This is a genomic window from Enterococcus sp. HMSC072F02 (assembly GCF_001837725.1).
Classification (GTDB): domain Bacteria; phylum Bacillota; class Bacilli; order Lactobacillales; family Enterococcaceae; genus Enterococcus_B; species Enterococcus_B lactis.
This window is the reverse complement of sequence record NZ_KV833976.1, coordinates 114789-131176: the sequence shown is the minus strand read 5'-3', so window position 1 is coordinate 131176 and position 16388 is coordinate 114789. Positions and strand designations below refer to the sequence as shown.

Annotated in this window: 17 protein-coding genes, 4 tRNA genes and 1 pseudogene; 18 read left to right on the top strand and 4 right to left on the bottom strand. The window is 37.3% G+C overall.

Features of this window, described 5'->3' with window-relative positions; all coding sequences use genetic code 11:
- Positions 1 to 132 precede the first annotated feature (132 nt).
- The 9 genes from HMPREF2731_RS12890 to HMPREF2731_RS12850 all read left to right on the top strand — a co-directional run bounded on the left by HMPREF2731_RS12890 (position 133) and on the right by HMPREF2731_RS12850 (position 4512).
- A tRNA-His gene (locus tag HMPREF2731_RS12890) sits at positions 133 to 205 on the top strand.
- An 11-nt stretch (positions 206 to 216) separates the two neighbouring features.
- Positions 217 to 288, top strand: a tRNA-Gln gene (locus HMPREF2731_RS12885).
- A 45-nt stretch (positions 289 to 333) separates the two neighbouring features.
- Positions 334 to 404 (top strand) — tRNA-Cys (locus HMPREF2731_RS12880).
- Positions 405 to 424: 20 nt separating this feature from the next.
- Positions 425 to 509: transfer RNA gene (locus HMPREF2731_RS12875), tRNA-Leu, on the top strand.
- 267 nt (positions 510 to 776) lie between these two features.
- Complete coding sequence (locus HMPREF2731_RS12870) at positions 777 to 2081, top strand: PTS sugar transporter subunit IIC (protein ID WP_002320565.1); 1305 nt, start codon at positions 777 to 779, stop codon at positions 2079 to 2081.
- A 24-nt stretch (positions 2082 to 2105) separates the two neighbouring features.
- The gene (locus HMPREF2731_RS12865; protein WP_002309692.1) at positions 2106 to 2366 is read left to right on the top strand and encodes a hypothetical protein; all 261 of its coding nucleotides are present in this window, start codon (positions 2106 to 2108) and stop codon (positions 2364 to 2366) included.
- Between the two features lie 183 nt (positions 2367 to 2549).
- The gene (locus HMPREF2731_RS12860) at positions 2550 to 2948 is read left to right on the top strand and encodes a cytidine deaminase family protein (protein ID WP_002309691.1); all 399 of its coding nucleotides are present in this window, start codon (positions 2550 to 2552) and stop codon (positions 2946 to 2948) included.
- A gap of 95 nt (positions 2949 to 3043) precedes the next feature.
- Positions 3044 to 3553 (top strand): kinase, encoded by a 510-nt coding sequence (locus tag HMPREF2731_RS12855; protein WP_002309690.1) that lies wholly within the window; start codon positions 3044 to 3046, stop codon positions 3551 to 3553.
- Between the two features lie 131 nt (positions 3554 to 3684).
- Entirely contained in the window at positions 3685 to 4512 is an 828-nt protein-coding gene (locus HMPREF2731_RS12850; protein ID WP_002309689.1) for a helix-turn-helix domain-containing protein, read from the top strand.
- An 88-nt stretch (positions 4513 to 4600) separates the two neighbouring features.
- Here the strand turns inward: HMPREF2731_RS12850 and HMPREF2731_RS12845 are convergent, their stop codons facing one another.
- From HMPREF2731_RS12845 to HMPREF2731_RS12835, 3 genes are all read right to left on the bottom strand, one after another.
- Complete coding sequence (locus tag HMPREF2731_RS12845) at positions 4601 to 5797, bottom strand: MalY/PatB family protein (protein ID WP_002309688.1); 1197 nt, start codon at positions 5795 to 5797, stop codon at positions 4601 to 4603.
- Positions 5798 to 5808: 11 nt separating this feature from the next.
- A complete protein-coding gene (gene malX / locus HMPREF2731_RS12840; RefSeq protein ID WP_002345024.1) occupies positions 5809 to 7377 on the bottom strand; it encodes a maltose/glucose-specific PTS transporter subunit IIBC in 1569 nt (522 codons plus the stop codon).
- A 170-nt stretch (positions 7378 to 7547) separates the two neighbouring features.
- Positions 7548 to 8318 (bottom strand): MurR/RpiR family transcriptional regulator, encoded by a 771-nt coding sequence (locus HMPREF2731_RS12835; protein WP_002320562.1) that lies wholly within the window; start codon positions 8316 to 8318, stop codon positions 7548 to 7550.
- A gap of 171 nt (positions 8319 to 8489) precedes the next feature.
- On the opposite strand from HMPREF2731_RS12835, the gene HMPREF2731_RS12830 reads away from it, so the two are divergent.
- Positions 8490 to 8840, top strand: coding sequence for a PTS sugar transporter subunit IIB (locus HMPREF2731_RS12830; RefSeq protein ID WP_002309684.1), 351 nt, complete (start codon positions 8490 to 8492; stop codon positions 8838 to 8840).
- Between the two features lie 106 nt (positions 8841 to 8946).
- Here HMPREF2731_RS12830 and HMPREF2731_RS12825 read toward each other — a convergent pair whose 3' ends face one another.
- Positions 8947 to 9717 carry a DeoR/GlpR family DNA-binding transcription regulator gene (locus HMPREF2731_RS12825; protein ID WP_010726648.1) on the bottom strand — a complete coding sequence of 257 codons (771 nt, stop codon included), beginning with the start codon at positions 9715 to 9717 and terminating at the stop codon, positions 8947 to 8949.
- A 217-nt stretch (positions 9718 to 9934) separates the two neighbouring features.
- Here HMPREF2731_RS12825 and ulaG point away from each other — a divergent pair, with 217 nt between their 5' ends.
- The 8 genes and pseudogenes from ulaG (at position 9935) to HMPREF2731_RS12785 (ending at position 16185) form a co-directional block, all read left to right on the top strand.
- Positions 9935 to 11002, top strand: coding sequence for an L-ascorbate 6-phosphate lactonase (gene ulaG, locus HMPREF2731_RS12820; RefSeq protein WP_002320560.1), 1068 nt, complete (start codon positions 9935 to 9937; stop codon positions 11000 to 11002).
- A 17-nt stretch (positions 11003 to 11019) separates the two neighbouring features.
- Entirely contained in the window at positions 11020 to 11481 is a 462-nt protein-coding gene (locus HMPREF2731_RS12815; RefSeq protein WP_002320559.1) for a PTS sugar transporter subunit IIA, read from the top strand.
- A gap of 19 nt (positions 11482 to 11500) precedes the next feature.
- Positions 11501 to 12986, top strand: a pseudogene (locus tag HMPREF2731_RS12810) (PTS ascorbate transporter subunit IIC).
- A 41-nt stretch (positions 12987 to 13027) separates the two neighbouring features.
- Positions 13028 to 13327 carry a PTS sugar transporter subunit IIB gene (locus tag HMPREF2731_RS12805; RefSeq protein ID WP_002292382.1) on the top strand — a complete coding sequence of 100 codons (300 nt, stop codon included), beginning with the start codon at positions 13028 to 13030 and terminating at the stop codon, positions 13325 to 13327.
- A gap of 14 nt (positions 13328 to 13341) precedes the next feature.
- On the top strand, positions 13342 to 13980 hold the full coding sequence (locus HMPREF2731_RS12800) for a 3-keto-L-gulonate-6-phosphate decarboxylase UlaD (protein ID WP_070873130.1): 639 nt from the start codon (positions 13342 to 13344) through the stop codon (positions 13978 to 13980).
- 4 nt (positions 13981 to 13984) lie between these two features.
- Positions 13985 to 14845: an L-ribulose-5-phosphate 3-epimerase gene (locus HMPREF2731_RS12795; protein WP_002309678.1), complete on the top strand. Its 861-nt coding sequence runs from the start codon at positions 13985 to 13987 to the stop codon at positions 14843 to 14845.
- Positions 14835 to 15545 carry an L-ribulose-5-phosphate 4-epimerase gene (locus tag HMPREF2731_RS12790; RefSeq protein ID WP_002320558.1) on the top strand — a complete coding sequence of 237 codons (711 nt, stop codon included), beginning with the start codon at positions 14835 to 14837 and terminating at the stop codon, positions 15543 to 15545. Before HMPREF2731_RS12795 ends, HMPREF2731_RS12790 begins: the two co-directional genes overlap by 11 nt.
- 232 nt (positions 15546 to 15777) lie before the next feature.
- Positions 15778 to 16185, top strand: a complete 408-nt coding sequence (locus tag HMPREF2731_RS12785; RefSeq protein WP_002309676.1) for a GNAT family N-acetyltransferase — start codon at positions 15778 to 15780, stop codon at positions 16183 to 16185.
- Positions 16186 to 16388 lie beyond the last annotated feature (203 nt).

Below are 16388 nucleotides of genomic sequence, written 5' to 3'. Positions count from 1 at the left end.
ATTGGCAGACGCGCTGGACTCAAAATCCAGTGCCCGTTGAGGGCGTGCCGGTTCGACCCCGGCCGCCGGTATTGACTAAGATGTCTTCATCTTAGTTTTTTATTGAGAAATTAAATAACATCTTTTATGATGGCGAATGTGGCGAAGTGGTTAACGCACCGGATTGTGGCTCCGGCATTCGTGGGTTCGATTCCCATCATTCGCCTTTTTTATTCTTGGGGTATAGCCAAGCGGTAAGGCAAGGGACTTTGACTCCCTCATGCGTTGGTTCGAATCCAGCTACCCCAGTTTCTATAATTTATTCTTTATTTTATAGATTGATAATAGTATAATGGCGGTATAGCCAAGTGGTAAGGCAGAGGTCTGCAAAACCTTCATCACCGGTTCAAATCCGGTTACCGCCTTAGTACTAATAAATCAACTTGCCGGCGTGGCGGAATTGGCAGACGCGCTGGACTCAAAATCCAGTGTCCGTTGAGGACGTGCCGGTTCGACCCCGGCCGCCGGTATTACGAAACACCTTGAAATTAAATTTCAAGGTGTTTTATTTTATTTAAATACTATTTTATAAACCCATAGATCAGTATAGGAACAGTAAAGTTTATTAGGTTTGAAAAATTTTTTTGTATAGAAAAAAGAACCTGTATTAAAAAATAATAATATTTTCTACTAAAATATATTGAAATAAAATTTCATAATTATATAATTAATTATGAACATTCTTTGCTTCATTATGCAGTGAATGGTCTCTATTTTATTGAAAAGGAGTGGTTTTAGTGGAAAAGCTGATGAAATGGGTTGAGGAAAAACTTGTCCCACCAATGGCAAAAATTGGTACACAGCGACATTTGTTGGCAATTCGTAATGGGGTTGTTTCAACACTGTCATTGATTTTGATTGGTACATTTTTTATGGTTTTCATCAATTTACCGTTTCCTGGGTGGAATGAATTTATTGCCCCTTATTCGGCAACAATCGTTTTACCTTTCAGGATTACGATGGGATTAATGGCTATTTACGCAACTTTTGTTATGGGTTCGGATCTAGCTAAATCATATGGGTTGGATAGTGTGACGGGTGGTATATTATCACTAGGGACGTTCTTTATGTTACAAGTTCCTGTAAACGTTTTAACACCTGAAGAGGCACCTCTTGGCTGGGTCTTACCGATGAGTTCTTTAGGAGCATCTGGGATGTTTGCCGGGATCCTATCCATGATTTTTGCAGTGGAAGTGTATCGTTTCTTTAAAAAGCGTAATATTACTATCAAAATGCCAGAACAAGTACCACCTGCTGTGGCCCGTAGTTTTGAGGCATTGATTCCTGGTGCAGTGATTTTAACAACGACTTGGTTGATTCGAAGCGTCGCGGGTTTCGATGTAAACGCTGCCTTATTGTCGTTATTCGAGCCCTTAACCAATATTTTAGGGAATAATCTGCTTGGTGTTTTATTACCGATGTTTTTGATCCATTTGTTGTGGTCATTTGGGATCCATGGCATGAGTATCGTAGGAGCTGTTGTTCGTCCAATGTGGCTGATTATGTTGGATGAGAATGCGAAGGCGTTAGCAGATGGTACAGCTGCTACCAAATTGCCTTATATCGCTCCTGAACAGTTTTATCAATGGACAGTTACGATTGGCGGTGCAGGAGCCACGATTGTGGTATCAGTTTTGTTTTTATTCTTTTGTAAATCAAAATTCTTAAAAGAAGTTGGTCGTTTTTCCATTATTCCTGGTATCTTCAATATCAATGAGCCGATGATTTTTGGAGCTCCTATGATGTTGAATCCTTACATGTTCATTCCATTCAACTTAGTTCCTTTAGTTTTGACTATTGTCAGCTATTTTGCAGTCAAATTAGAAATGGTCAATGGATTTACTGTATTGCCAACATGGACATTACCAGCACCAATCGGCGGCTACCTTTCAGCAGGAAATGACTGGCGTGTGGTTGTTTTGATTGTGATCAATACACTGATAGCATTTATCATCTATTATCCATTTGTAAAAGCTTATGATAAAAAGATGTTGTCAGATGAACAAAATAATAATGGAGATAACGAAATACAAACTGCTTAAGTCTGATTTCAGAGGTGGAAAACAATGTATTGGCTGATTTTATTTTTTGTTTTTATCTTTTTATTAACGATAAGCCAACTTATGTTGAATATGCTGGCTATGCGTCACGTTCACATCAATCGTTGGGTTTGGGCTCTGGCATCATTTTTGATTGTGATTCTTCCAAAGATCATTTTACCGCAGATGAATGTTTTATTATCATGGGGCACATATATACTTTGTGGAATTTTTGCTATCAATTTTATGATCGAGCAGCATAGGTGGTTTGTCACATCGAAGCTTTGATCGAAGCTTTAAATGTTCCAAAAGCAGGCTTGTAAATGCAAGCTTGCTTTTTTACCGTTGTACCAAGAACAATAGTCCACATATTAACTGAGTCGTTTCTTTTCTTTCCGTTCTGCCATTGATGTTTTTTTATATAAAGATTATGATTACTTTAACCGATTTGGCAGAAAAAAGGAGATAAAAATGAGCGATTTATCAACAATGGATTTAGAATTAGTGGATGCTGCAACCGAAGTCATTAAATCAAATATTGATTTGGTGTCTTTCAATCATACAGTGGGAGCTGCAGTACGTTGCACAAATGGTAATGTGTATACTGGTGTGAATGTTTATTCGAATCATGGGGCATGTGCAGAAATCATTGCGTTAGGGACAGCAATCAGTCGTGGTGAACGTGATTTTGAGTGTATCGTAGCTGTGGGTGGAGATCATTTTGACATGATCTATTCTCCATGTGGGAATTGCCGACAGTTTATATTGGAGTATGCACCTGCTTGTGAAATCATTGTCTCAACAGAAGAGGGGGCTAAAAAAATCAAAATTACGGATCTCATTCCATATGCTTACCACAGATCAGAATGATTTTTATACAAACAGATTCTCTTTTTATTTTCAATCAACAGAAGGATTAATGATGTTGGATGAATGATTATTGGTATACAAGGAGATGCAGTGTTATGGGGAAGCTAGTCATATTAAGAGGAAATTCAGCAAGTGGGAAAACAACGACAGCTAAAGCTATTCAAAATCATTTTCCTATGGGGAAGGTGATGCGAATCTCTCAAGATGAAGTGAGAAGAGAAATGTTGAATGTCAAAGATAAAGTAGGAAATCCTACACCAGATTTGATCCGTCAGTTGGCAGAATTTGGAAAAGACAGATTTGATTTAGTCCTTATCGAGGGGATCATGAGTGCAAAAATCTACAAAGCGATGCTTATGGACCTGTATGAGAGCTTTCAAGGAAATGTATTTGCTTATTATTACGATCTTTCTTTTGAAGAAACGCTGAGACGTCACAGCCAGAGAAAGATGTCAAAAGAATTTGGTGCAGAACAAATGGCGGATTGGTGGTTGGAGCATGATATACTTGGATTGCCTAATGAGAAGATACTGACTGCCGAATTAAGTCAACAAGAAATGATAGAGAAAATACTTCAGGAGATTGATCTGCAGGTAGACAGTTGATTTTTTATCAAGAAATAATTGGTGGTAAAAATTAAAATTTTTATTCTGTTCTAAACAATTATGGTTGTTTAGAACTTTTTTTTGTGTATGATATAAAGGAGAAATAATTTTTTAAAGGGAAGGAAATTGTTTTGATAAAAGTAGATGGAGCATTACTGAAAGAATACCGAAAGAAAAAGGGGTTAACACAAGTACAATTAGCAGAAGGTATTTGCGAACAGGCAACTGTCAGCAATATCGAAAACAAGAATATGTCACCAGGTATCAACATCCTAAGTGCGCTTTGCAAAAAGTTGAATGTCGAGATCTCCGATATATTAGTGGAAACAGAAGAAGACAAGATCAGAAAAAAATTAAGTGAGATTCAATCGTTGAATGCTGTATCGAAGTACAAAGAATCTTATGAAATTTTACAAACGATTGATCAGAAAAAAGTAAGCAATTCTGATCTTTTAAACCAAATCTTGTTTTATCAAGGACTGCTTGATCATCTTTATGCAAAAAAAGAAGATGCAGCATTGTTTTATTTCAATCAAGTGTTGGAACAAACGACCGAAACAGATATCCATCACTTACAAGCAGCTGCAAATGTGGCAATGATCTACTTGGCAAAAGGAGAACTAGACTTTGCAAAAGTGTATGTGGAACGTACGCTTAAAATCTTGAATGATACTGATTTTGATAATCTGATGGTCTGTATCGTATATTATAATATCGCCACCTATTACAGCAAAATCGAGAACTATGAAAAAGCAATCCAGTTGTGCGAGAAGGGGATTGGGTACAATAAGAAACATAAATCAACCCAGGCATTGGAATACTTGCTTTATGAAATTGCTTTTTGCCATAAGCAACTAGGAGAAGACGATTATTTAGAAAGATATATGGATGCCAAAAAAGTAGCATGTTTCAACGGGAATGATCACGCGGTGAAAGTGATCGAAAACGACCTTAAATAAAGAGATCTTGACAGAAGTGTTCAACTTTAAGAACATCGTATATTCGAAAAAAGGAGATGTGACAAAAATTTTTGTCACATCTCCTTTATTATGGTTTAATTTCGATTTCAGCAGTTGCTTCAAAACTTTTCAACATACGATCTAGTCCATCTACTAATTTCGATTTCGGACAGCCGATATTCAATCGTAAAAATTGATGACCATTTCCGCCGTAAATCGATCCATCCATAATCGCCACTTTGCCTATAGAAATCAGCTTCTCTCTTAAAAGAGGGATATCTGATACAGCTTTGGATATATCCAGCCACATCAAATAGGTTGCTTCAAGATCGACGACTTTTACATCTGGCAGTTTTTCTTGGATAAATGCTTTTACATACCGCTGATTGCTCTCAAGATAATGATTCAGTTCATCTACCCAATGACTGCAATACCGATAGGCACTCATTGTCGCTAACATACCGAAAATATTGGTAGAAGATAACCCATCCGCATTTTTTAACTTCCTTTGAAAATGCTCACGTAACCCAAGATTCGGTATCAACGTATAGGCAAATGTCAATCCAGGGAAGTTAAATGTTTTTGTACCGCTGGTGACAATCGCCACTTGTTCATAATTGAAGCGTGTGATAGGTATATGCGTTTGTCCTCGTCCTAAAATGTCCATGTGTATCTCATCAGATAATAAAAATATAGAATACTGACGGCACAATGCCACGATTTTTTCTAATTCCCATTGTTTCCATACTCTACCGGTTGGATTGTGGGGAGAGCAGAGAAGTAGTACTTTGTTTTCTGGCCTGGCTAATTTCTCTTCTAAATCCGTAAAATCGATCCGGTACTGATTTTCTTCATAGATCAAAGGATTATCGACTAGAAGTCGGTCATTGTCTTGGATGACTTTAAAAAAAGCATCATAAGCTGGCGTTTGTAAAACCACTCCTTCCCCTTTTTTAGTAAGCATTTGAATAAGGGTAGATACTGCATAGATAACTGTTGGAGTGTACATGATCCATTCTTCTTCCAGTAGTGTGTCAAAACGGGATTGATACCACTGTTTAATTGCTTCTTTTAATTCATGATGATTCCAGCGGGTATAGCCAAATACTGGGTGGTTCATTCTTTCTTTCAAAGTATCAAGTACTTCTTCGGGGACCATAAAATCTGTATCAGAAATCGTAAAAGGGAGTAAATCAGCTTCGCCAAATCGGTCTTCAACGTAGTCCCACTGTGTACAGTACGTTCCTTTTCTATTTATAGCGGTATCAAATGCCACAAATTTCACCTTCTATCTTTTTATCCTAAAATCGTATCAAGCTGATTGCGAACAGTTGTGACTTTCGTTCCGATAATCACTTGGACGTTTTGATGATCGAGATGGACCACACCTAATGCTCCTAGTTGTTTTAACTTTTCATCATCTACGATATCTGCATCTGCTAAAACTAAACGTAAACGTGTAATACAATTATCTAAAGATTGGATGTTTTCTTGACCACCAAGTGCTGCTAAAATTCCTTTTGCATCGTATCCGCCTGTTTTATGAAAGTTCACTTCTTGATCGGTATATTCTGTTTCATCCACTGTCTTGTCACGCCCAGGTGTTTTTAAATCCAATTTTATGATTACTGTTTTGAAGACAATATAGTAAATACCGAACCACAAAGCACCGATTATTAATACCCACCACCATTTTGTGTCATTACCTTGGAGTAGACCAAAAATCACAAAATCTAAGATTCCACCATCTGTATTCCCGATTACGACACCTAATAATGCCATGACCATAAAACCTAGACCAGTCATGACGACATGGAAGAGCCATAATAGCGGACTAATGAATAAAAATAAAAATTCGATTGGTTCTGTGATTCCGGTCACAGCTGTCGCAATCACACCTGAAATCAACAATCCTTTGATTTTATGTCGATTTTGTGGTGCAGCGGTACGATACATAGCTAATGCTGCTGCAGGCAGTCCAAAAATAAATGTAGGCATTTTTCCCTGTGATAAAAAGGCAGTTGCACTTGGCGAAATAGGCAAATTGTTTTGCAATTCTGCATAAAAGATATTCAGTGCACCAAATACTTCTTTCCCATCAATGATCGCCGAACCACCAGCTTCAGTAAAGCGTATCATCGAAACTAGAATATGGTGAAGCCCGAATGGAAGAAGCAGTCGTTCCCCTGAACCGAATAAGAAGGGACCAAATATTCCTGAACGTTGGATTAGCTGGCCGATAGCCATAATGACCATAGCGAATAAAGGCCAAATCAAGGGGATGATCAAACCAACAAACCCTAAAACTAGAGAAGTGATAATCGGTACAAAACGAGCCCCTGAGAAGAAGGCGAAACTATCTGGTAACTGAACAGTATAAAACCTGTTATGCAACTTATAAACGATGATTCCAGCAATGATCCCTCCAAGAACACCCATTTCGATCGTCTGGATACCAAAAACCATTCCTTGTCCAGCTTCTCGCAAGTGGTCGGCATCAACTAAACGATTTGTCAGGACTAAGTAAAAGTTGATGGCTAAATTCATGACAGTGTAACCGACGAATCCAGAGAAAGCGGCCACACCTTTTTCCTTACGAACTAATCCTAATGGAATGGCCATGGCAAACATGACTGGCAAGTAGGTAAAGGCAAAACCGCCAATAGCAGACATGAATTGGAACACTGCTTTAACTGCTGGATATCCTAAAAACGGTAAAGTCTGAATCATTGATTCACTGGAAAATGAACTACCTAACCCTAAAAGAATACCCATGAAAGCCAACAAAGCAACCGGCAACATAAAAGTCTTTCCCAACCCTTGAAAGAACTCCCAAAAGGTTGATTTCTTTTTCTTTGTATTCATTTTTCTTCCTCCATCTCTTAGTAGTTTTAAGATTTTTAAAAAAATGATTGCGTTTTCATTGATAGGTTTATTATAGCTAACTAAAGGAAATAAAAAAGAGGAGACAGATATTCTGTATCCTCATACATGATTGAGTAAGATGTTTCACTAGAAATAGCAACAAATTATAGCTAATTGTTTTTCATTTGGTCTGCATACATCAAGAGTACTGTATCAAATAAACAAATCACAGAAATTCTTGAACTTAAATCGACACTGTGGTGATAGCGAGTCGTTCCCTTTGCATATAAGGAAATCGTCGATAATTTTTCCAAGTTACTTCCCTTGGTTGAAATAATGCTGATGATAGGGACTTGTTGTCTTTTAGCAATCTGGGCATAGGAGAGGATACCTTTTGTTTCTCCTGTGAAACTGACGAAAATGGCTAAGTCTTCCTGTTTCAAATTACTTACAGCTGCTTCTTGTTCATCCCAATCTGAACGAGCAAATGCTTTTTTTCCTAAAAAAGTCAGTTTTCGAGCAAAATCTGTACAAATAGGGAAGCTTCCTCCTAATCCAAAAACTTCGATAGTATTCGATTGATAGATCAATGTCATCATTTGTTTGGCCTTTTCTTCGCTCATTTGATGGAACGTCTCTGTGACATTTGAAGTGATTTGGTTCGTGATTGTTTGAAAGCTTCGGCTATTTCCTTCCTGTTCCTCTACATGGATGGATTGATCGATGGCGTATTTCAACTCTTTAAAACCTTGATAGCCTAAATGTTTAGCCGTTCGGGAGATAGTAGCAGTTGAGACAAATAAATCATCAGATACTTCATAAATCGTTTTTGTTCCAATATCGGACAAATGGAGGAATATATAATCCAATATTTCATTTTCGATTTTACTTAACGAGGAACGCTTCTTTTCTAGTAAAGCAATCAAACTATTGCTTAACATGGACGGTACTCCTTTCAATATCTAACAAAAATAGTATTCGTAAACAAATATCTCTGTTGAGTTTAGATAATAATCTAACTTATTATATAGCGCTTTCATAAAAATGTATATATAATAAAAGTTAGTTAAAATACTGGGATGATCTAAAGACAAAAGAGAGGAAGATAACCAATGAATCTTAACAAGCCCAAGATTGCTGAACAAAGTCCAAAGAAAATCTTTCTTTTCGATATGACATTCAGTTTGATTTCTTCTGATGGACTTTTGCAAACGCAACGTTTAGAAAGAAAATTGACACATTTCTTTCAAAAAGAGCAAAAAAATGTGTCAGTCAAAGTATATGATTCTAGCCAAATAGACAAAGAAGCAAAGAGAGCAGACATCTTATTGCTCACTCCTTTACTTGGATATGCAAAAGATAAAATAGAAAGTCAGTTCCCTGAAATACCTGTTTTCGTAATATCTAAGGAAGAATACGGAACTTTGGATGTGGAGAAAATAGTTAGTAAAATGGATGATTAAATCAAATTTTGATTGTTCATCCATTTTATCGTTTTAAGAAGTCTCTGCTATGTTCAAATGGTAATTTTGAATGTAGTAGAGTTTTTTACGCAAACCAACATAATTCTTAAAATGAATCTACTTGGATGATTTTTGTCCCCATATTCTTGATTTTGTCTAATACTTTTTCAGAGCAAAATTTATCAGTGATCAAATAATCAAAGACTGAAATATCAGCAATCTTGAATTTTGATGTCAGTCCGATTTTTCGATGATCAGCAACTAGAATCTTACATTTGATTGTCTGGTTGGTCATCATTTCGTTGATTGTTGATTCATTCAATATTTTCGTTGTGACCCCATGTGCGACATCGACTCCGCTGCAACCAATGATACAAATGTCTGCATTGATTGAAGAAATCGTATTTAATGCGATATCGCCCACCAGTGCTTCTTTTGGAAAGCGCATCTCTCCGCCAGTTAAAATATAACTGCAATTATCTTTGTGAGGAGAATAGTTGATTTTTACGTTGTTTGTAACGACTGTCAAATGGTTAGATTGAAGAAAATCCAGTGTTTTCAATGCAGTCGAGCTAGAATTAATAAACAATGTATCATAATCGCTAATGTATTTACTAGCTTCTCTGGCAATCGCTTGTTTAATCCTTTCAGGACCAGATTGATCAAAATCAGTCTGGTTTTTGTAATTATAAGAACAATAACCGTAATTGCGGATGATCTCGTTTTTTTCTTCTAATAAATTTAAATCTCTGCGTATCGTACTAATAGATACATCCAGAGATTCAGCTAATTGAAAAGTTGACAATTGTTCGGTTTGCTGAAGTAGTTCCAAAATATCTTTTTGCCGTTTTTCAATATTGACAAGTGAGTTTTTCATGACTGTTGCCTCCTGAAGGACATCTTGATCCATGGATTTATTTGATTAGTTGTTCATTTAAATATTCATATCTGTCTTTATTATACTGAAACAATCATTAATATTTAAAAGAAAATCATATAAAAGACAAACAGTCATATAAAAGGGTTTTCACGCATGCGGTTACGCATTAAGATTTACTTGTAAGTCGTAAGAATGATATGGGGGGAACAAGTAAATGAGCAAAACGGTAAATGAAGTGACAAAAGAAAAGTGGATATTAGAAACATTTCCAGAATGGGGTATGTATTTGAACGAGGAAATCGAATCAGAGGTAGTGGAACCTGGAACTTTTGCTATGTGGTGGCTAGGCTGTACGGGAATTTGGCTGAAAAGTCATGAAGGAACGAATATCTTATGTGATTTATGGTGTGGAACGGGAAAACGCAGTCATGGAAATGGCATGATGAAAAAAGGGCATCAGATGATGCGTATGAGCGGTGTTCAAAATATGCAGCCTAACTTACGGACTCAGCCTTTCGTAATCGATCCTTTTGAAATAAAAAATGTAGACGCTTTAATCGTCACACACATCCATTCCGATCATCTAGATATTCACACAGCTGCAGCCGTGCATCAAAATTGTCCTGAAGCAATATTCATTGGACCAAAAGAAGTGGTTCACATGTGGCAAAAATGGGGGATCCCTGAAGAAAAAACGATTATCGTGAAACCAGGTGATGCGGTCAAAATCAAAAATATCAATGTAGTAGCTTTAGAAGCGTTTGATCGGACAGCGTTGGTTACTTGTGAAGATCCGGAAGAAGTATTGAAAGGAAAAATGCCTCAGGAGATGGATCAAATAGCAGTAAATTATTTATTTGAAACATCAGGAGGTAATCTTTATCACGCAGGAGATTCACATTATTCCAATTTATTTGCCAAACATGGCAATGACCACAAAATCGATGTCTGCTTAGGAGCCTACGGTGAAAACCCACGAGGGATAACAGACAAAGTTACTTCTGTTGATATGCTGCGCATGGCGGAGTCATTGAATGCAAAAGTAGTGATTCCTGTCCACTACGATATTTGGTCTAATTTTATGGCTGATCCTAAAGAGATTACTGAAATTTGGAAATTCAAAAAGGATCGCTTGCATTATGGGTTTAAACCTTATATCTGGCAAGTAGGCGGGAAATTCATCTATCCGACAAACAAAGATGATCTTGAGTTTAATTTTTATCGCGGATTTGAAGATGTCTTCTCGATTGAAAATGATACACCGTTTCCGTCGTTTTTATAAGAAAGAAGGGAAGTTTCTTGCTGAAATACTTTTTTGACTATCAATTGATTCATTACCCAGATAAAGAAATCACGAATTGGCGTGAAGCTATCGCCGAAAGCTGTCGTGTATTGATTGATAAGAAAATCATTGATCAAACGTATGTTGAAGAAATCATTCATTGTGTAGAAAAATATGGACCTTATATTGTGATTGCACCTCAAGTAGCCATGCCACATTCTTCAGAAAAAAGCGAGGGAGTTTTTGGAACGGCTATTTCATTTACCAAGTTGAAGCAGCCAGTCCGTTTTGAAAGCGAAGATGAGAATGAGGAGAAAACGGCCAGTTTGTTTTTTACACTCGCAGCAAAAAATCCAAAAGAACACCTAGAAAATATCCAAAAATTATCCGAATTATTAATGACAGATGGATTGGTTGAGCGTCTCATCTCTACGAACTCCATCGATGATTACCAAGTTGTGATGGCGGAATATAATTAATTGATAGAGGAGAAAAAAGATGGGGGAATTTTTGTTAAGCATTTGGACGTATTTTGCAACAAATATCTTGACGCAGCCAGCGTACCTGATTGGTTTTATCGTGTTATTAGGCTATATTTTGCTGAAACGCCCGCTTCATGAATGCATCGCTGGATTCTTAAAGGCAACGGTTGGCTACTTTATTTTGACTGTTGGCTCTGGTGGTTTGGTCAACAATTTTCGACCAATCTTGGTTGGACTAAAAGAACGGTTTAATTTGGATGCTATGGTTACAGATCCTTATTTTGGACAAAAATGCTGTGGATGCTGGATTAATGGAGACATTTGGCCGTACCTTTGGAGATGTGATGATTCTATTACTGATTGCATTTGTTTTAAATATTTTATTAGTCCGTTTTCAGAAATATACGAAACTGCGATCCGTTTTCACGACCGGAAATGTTCAGGTCCAGCAAGCAGCTACCGCTTTTTGGATTTTACTGTTTTGTTTTCCTGATCTAGGCAGGATACAAGTATTGATATTTATGGGATTGATTTTAGGGTGTTATTGGGCAGTAGCTTCTAACTTAACAGTAGGGATCACGCAGGAATTGACAGAAGGTGCCGGATTTGCGGTGGCACATCAGCAAATGTTCGGAATCTTTATTTTTGCTAAACTAGCTGAATGGATGAAAAAGCGGGATGAAAAGAAAAATCGATCGATCAAGCAAGACAAGAAAATCGAAGATATCCAATTACCAGGATTCCTATCGATATTTAATGAGAATATGGTTGCTACTTCGTTGCTCATGCTATTTTTCTTTGGGATCATTCTGCTTGTACTAGGCAAAGATTATTTGATTCAAGCACAATTCATGAAAGAGGGGCAGAGTTTCTTATTCTACATTATGACGACTTCCTTGAATTTTGCGGTATATCTGGCAATCTTGCAATTAGGGGTTCGGACTTTCGTCGATGAACTAACTCAATCTTTTCAAGGAATCTCAAACACGATTTTACCAGGAGCTGTTCCAGGAATCGATGTAGCCGCTACTTTTGGCTTTGGTTCGCCAAATGCGGTAACGATTGGATTTTTGTTCGGTGCTTTGGGTCAATTTTTGATGATTGGTTTACTGATTTTATTGAAATCGCCAACGATCGTCATAGCCGGTTTCATTCCGTTGTTCTTTGATAATGCTGTCATAGCAGTTTATGCCAATAACCGAGGTGGATTCAAAGCTGCCTGTCTATTCCCGTTTCTTTCTGGAATCATACAAGTAGGCGGTTCAGCATTATTCGCTACATGGATCGGGATGTCAACATACGGTGGTTATATCGGGATGTTCGATTGGGCGACAGCTTGGCCATTATTTACAGTAGTCATGAAAGTTCTAGGTTATGCTGGAATCGCCGTAGTCGTCATTGGTCTATTGGCTATTCCGCAGTTACAATATCGGAAAAATCCTGAAGGGTATTTCTTGATTGTAGAAGATTATGAAAAATATGCAGAAAAGCAGAAAGCATAAAAGAAATCTGATTAGACAACACTCATAATGGAGGGATTAGGATGAGAATTTTAGTATCGTGTGCAAATGGATCAGGAACCAGCTTGATGATGATGAGAAGTGTAGAAAAAGCAATGAAAGAACTAAATATACCAATTACCAAGATTCATCATTGTGCTATTTCAGAGGGGAAAAGCTCAGCGAGTCAATATGATGTCGTTTTTACACCAGTCAATTTTTTGAATATGTTTACTCAGGCAGAGAAAAAAGGCGTTACAGTTATTGGTATAAAAAATGTGATGTCCGCCAAAGAAATCAGTGAAAAATTTGCTGAAACAACATGGTATCAAAAAAACAAGTGAAAGAAGGAACCAAGATGAGCAGGCCGAATCTGCAAATTGCGTTAGATCACAATGATTTAGAACATGCATTAGGCGATGTTATGAAAGTCGGTGATGTAGTAGACATTATTGAAGTGGGAACGATCCTTTGCTTACAGGAAGGACAAAAAGCGATTCGCTGTATTCACAGTATATTTCCAGAAAAAAAACTGGTCGCTGATACAAAATGTGCAGATGCTGGAGGAACAGTAGCAAGAAATGTTGCTACTGCAGGAGCAGATTGGATGACAGTCATTTGCTGTGCAACAATGCCAACGATGAAGGCAGCACAAAAAGAGATAGGCGAATTACAAGTAGAACTCTATGGCAATTGGACTTTTGAGCAAGCCAAGGATTGGTATAACATCGGAATCCGACAGGTAATCTACCACCAAAGCCGTGATGCGCTCTTATCTGGTGAAGCTTGGGGTGAAAAAGATTTGTCGAAGGTCAGCAAACTGATTGAACTAGGCTTCAATGTTTCTGTAACTGGTGGATTAAATCCAAACACATTACAATTGTTTGAAGGAATCAACGTGTATACCTTTATCGCGGGTCGGGGGATTACAGGAGCAGAAGATCCAATGAAGGCTGCACAATGTTTCAAAGATGAGATCATTCGTATCTGGGGGTAAGGAAATGGCTCAAATTGGGATTTATGAAAAAGCATTACCCAAAGATATTTCATGGAAAGAACGTTTTTCCCTTGTAAAAGAAATGGACTTCGATTTTATCGAGATGTCGATTGATGAGACGGATGAGCGGTTAGCACGATTAGATTGGTCTGAAAAAAAGATAGCTGAGCTGAGAGAAGAGATGTTTAGCTCTGGAGTACGTATCCATTCGATTTGTTTAAGTGCGCATCGGCGATTTCCGTTTGGTTCTGCTGATCCAGAAAAGAAAAAAGCAGCGAAACAACTAATGAAAAAAGCAATCCATTTGGCGCATAATTTAAGCGTCAAAGTAATCCAAATAGCTGGATATGACGTTTATTATGAAGAGAAATCAATGAATTCCAGAGAAGACTTTATCGAAGGAATAAAAGAAAGTGTAAAGGAAGCCTCTAAATATGGCATCATTCTTTCCGTGGAAATCATGGATGACCCATTTATGAACTCCATTTCAAAATTTTTAGAAATCAAAGAACAGATTCGTTCCCCTTTTCTACAAGTATATCCAGACCTAGGCAATTTGTCCGCATGGCCGGAAAATAATCCGGCTCGAGAACTTGAGAAAGGGATCGATTATATCACTGCTATCCACTTAAAAGACACGTATCCTGTAACAAAAGAATATTCAGGACAGTTTCGAGATGTTCCTTTTGGTAACGGATGCGTTGACTTTCTTGGATTATTGAGACATTTGAAACGTCTAGATTATGATGGAACATTCCTGATCGAAATGTGGAGTGAAAAAAGTCAAGATTTTCGAAGAGAAATCCAACAGGCAAAAGACTACTTAAGTTCTAAATTGAAGGAGGCTGGCTATGATGTCTTGTGAAGAAAAAATTGCAGCAATGAAGCAACGTGTCTTTGAAGCAAATCTGGCATTGCCGCAATACGGATTAGTCAAATTGACTTGGGGCAATGTGAGTGAAGTGGACCGTGAGCTAGGAGTCATCGTTATTAAGCCAAGCGGTGTCCGATATGAACGCATGCAAGCAGATCAAATGGTTGTAACAGATTTGTCAGGAAATATAATAGAAGAAGACAGCTTAAAACCATCTTCAGATCTGCCTACCCATGTTGTTTTATACAAAGCTTTTGAAGATGTAACTGCTGTTACTCATACTCATTCTACTCACTCTGTCATGTGGGCGCAAGCAGGCAGAGATTTGCCAGCTTATGGCACGACCCATGCTGATGCTTTTTATGGAAAGATTCCTTGTACACGCCAATTGACGAAAGAAGAAGTAAAAGAAGCTTATGAAGTTCATACAGGGAATGTGATTGTCGAGACATTTAAGGAAAGAAAATTAGAGCCAAACGAAGTCCCTGGAGTACTTGTCTATGGACATGGACCATTCACTTGGGGGCGCTCACCTATAGAAGCAGTAGAAAATAGCCTGATTTTAGATGAAATTTGTTTGATGGCTAAAGAAAACAAGTTGATCAACCCAAATATATGTGAAATCCCACAATATTTGCTAGATAAACATTATTTTCGAAAACACGGAAAGCATGCATACTATGGGCAATAGAGATGCTAGGGTAAGGGTAGAAAATTAAAAGATAATACTTGATAGAGAGAAACAGAGGTTGTGAAGAAAATTTATCACAACCTTTTTTATTTATCAAAAAGGGTGCATTCTAAAAGGAAAGAGGAATTTTAAGGAATCGAGAGAATCTTTACAGGAGAGTTATATGTGATAGATTAAATAATCAAAGAATTGTATTATTAGAGGGAGAATTGTATAAGAAAGGAAGAAAAAAATGAATGTTGATTCCCTTATGATTGATGAGATTTCTGAATTATATAAGAGCGTTGGTTGGACGCATTACACAAAAGACACTGCAAGGTTAGAGAAGGCATTTGAACAATCTGAATCTCTGATAAAGCGTAATGGAGAAGGGAAGATTATCGGAGTCGTTCGTTGGATCACTGATTGTGCGACGATCGCATTTATTCAAGATATCCTCATTCATCCGAGGTATCAGCGCCAAGGAATAGGCAAAGCACTTTTGAATGAAGTTTTGGAGAAGATCACCAGTTATGGACCAGTCCAAATCGAATTATTGACAGATGATACTGAGAAAACAAAAAAATTTTATGAATCAGTAGGGTTTGTTCAAGTAAAAGAAATGGATGCTGTTTCTTATATAAAGGATACTAGAAGATAAGAGGGACTTTTTGGTAATGGCAAATACTATATATAACGTAAAAAAAAATTGGAGGATAGATTCAAGTATCACTCAATCTATCCTCCATTCCTCGTTTATTTTATTCACTTCTTTATCAAATACTATTTTTTGTACATTTGGACTAATATAAAAAATGAATACATGATTTTTTGGTAGCGTCAATAATTTTGTGTAAATAACTC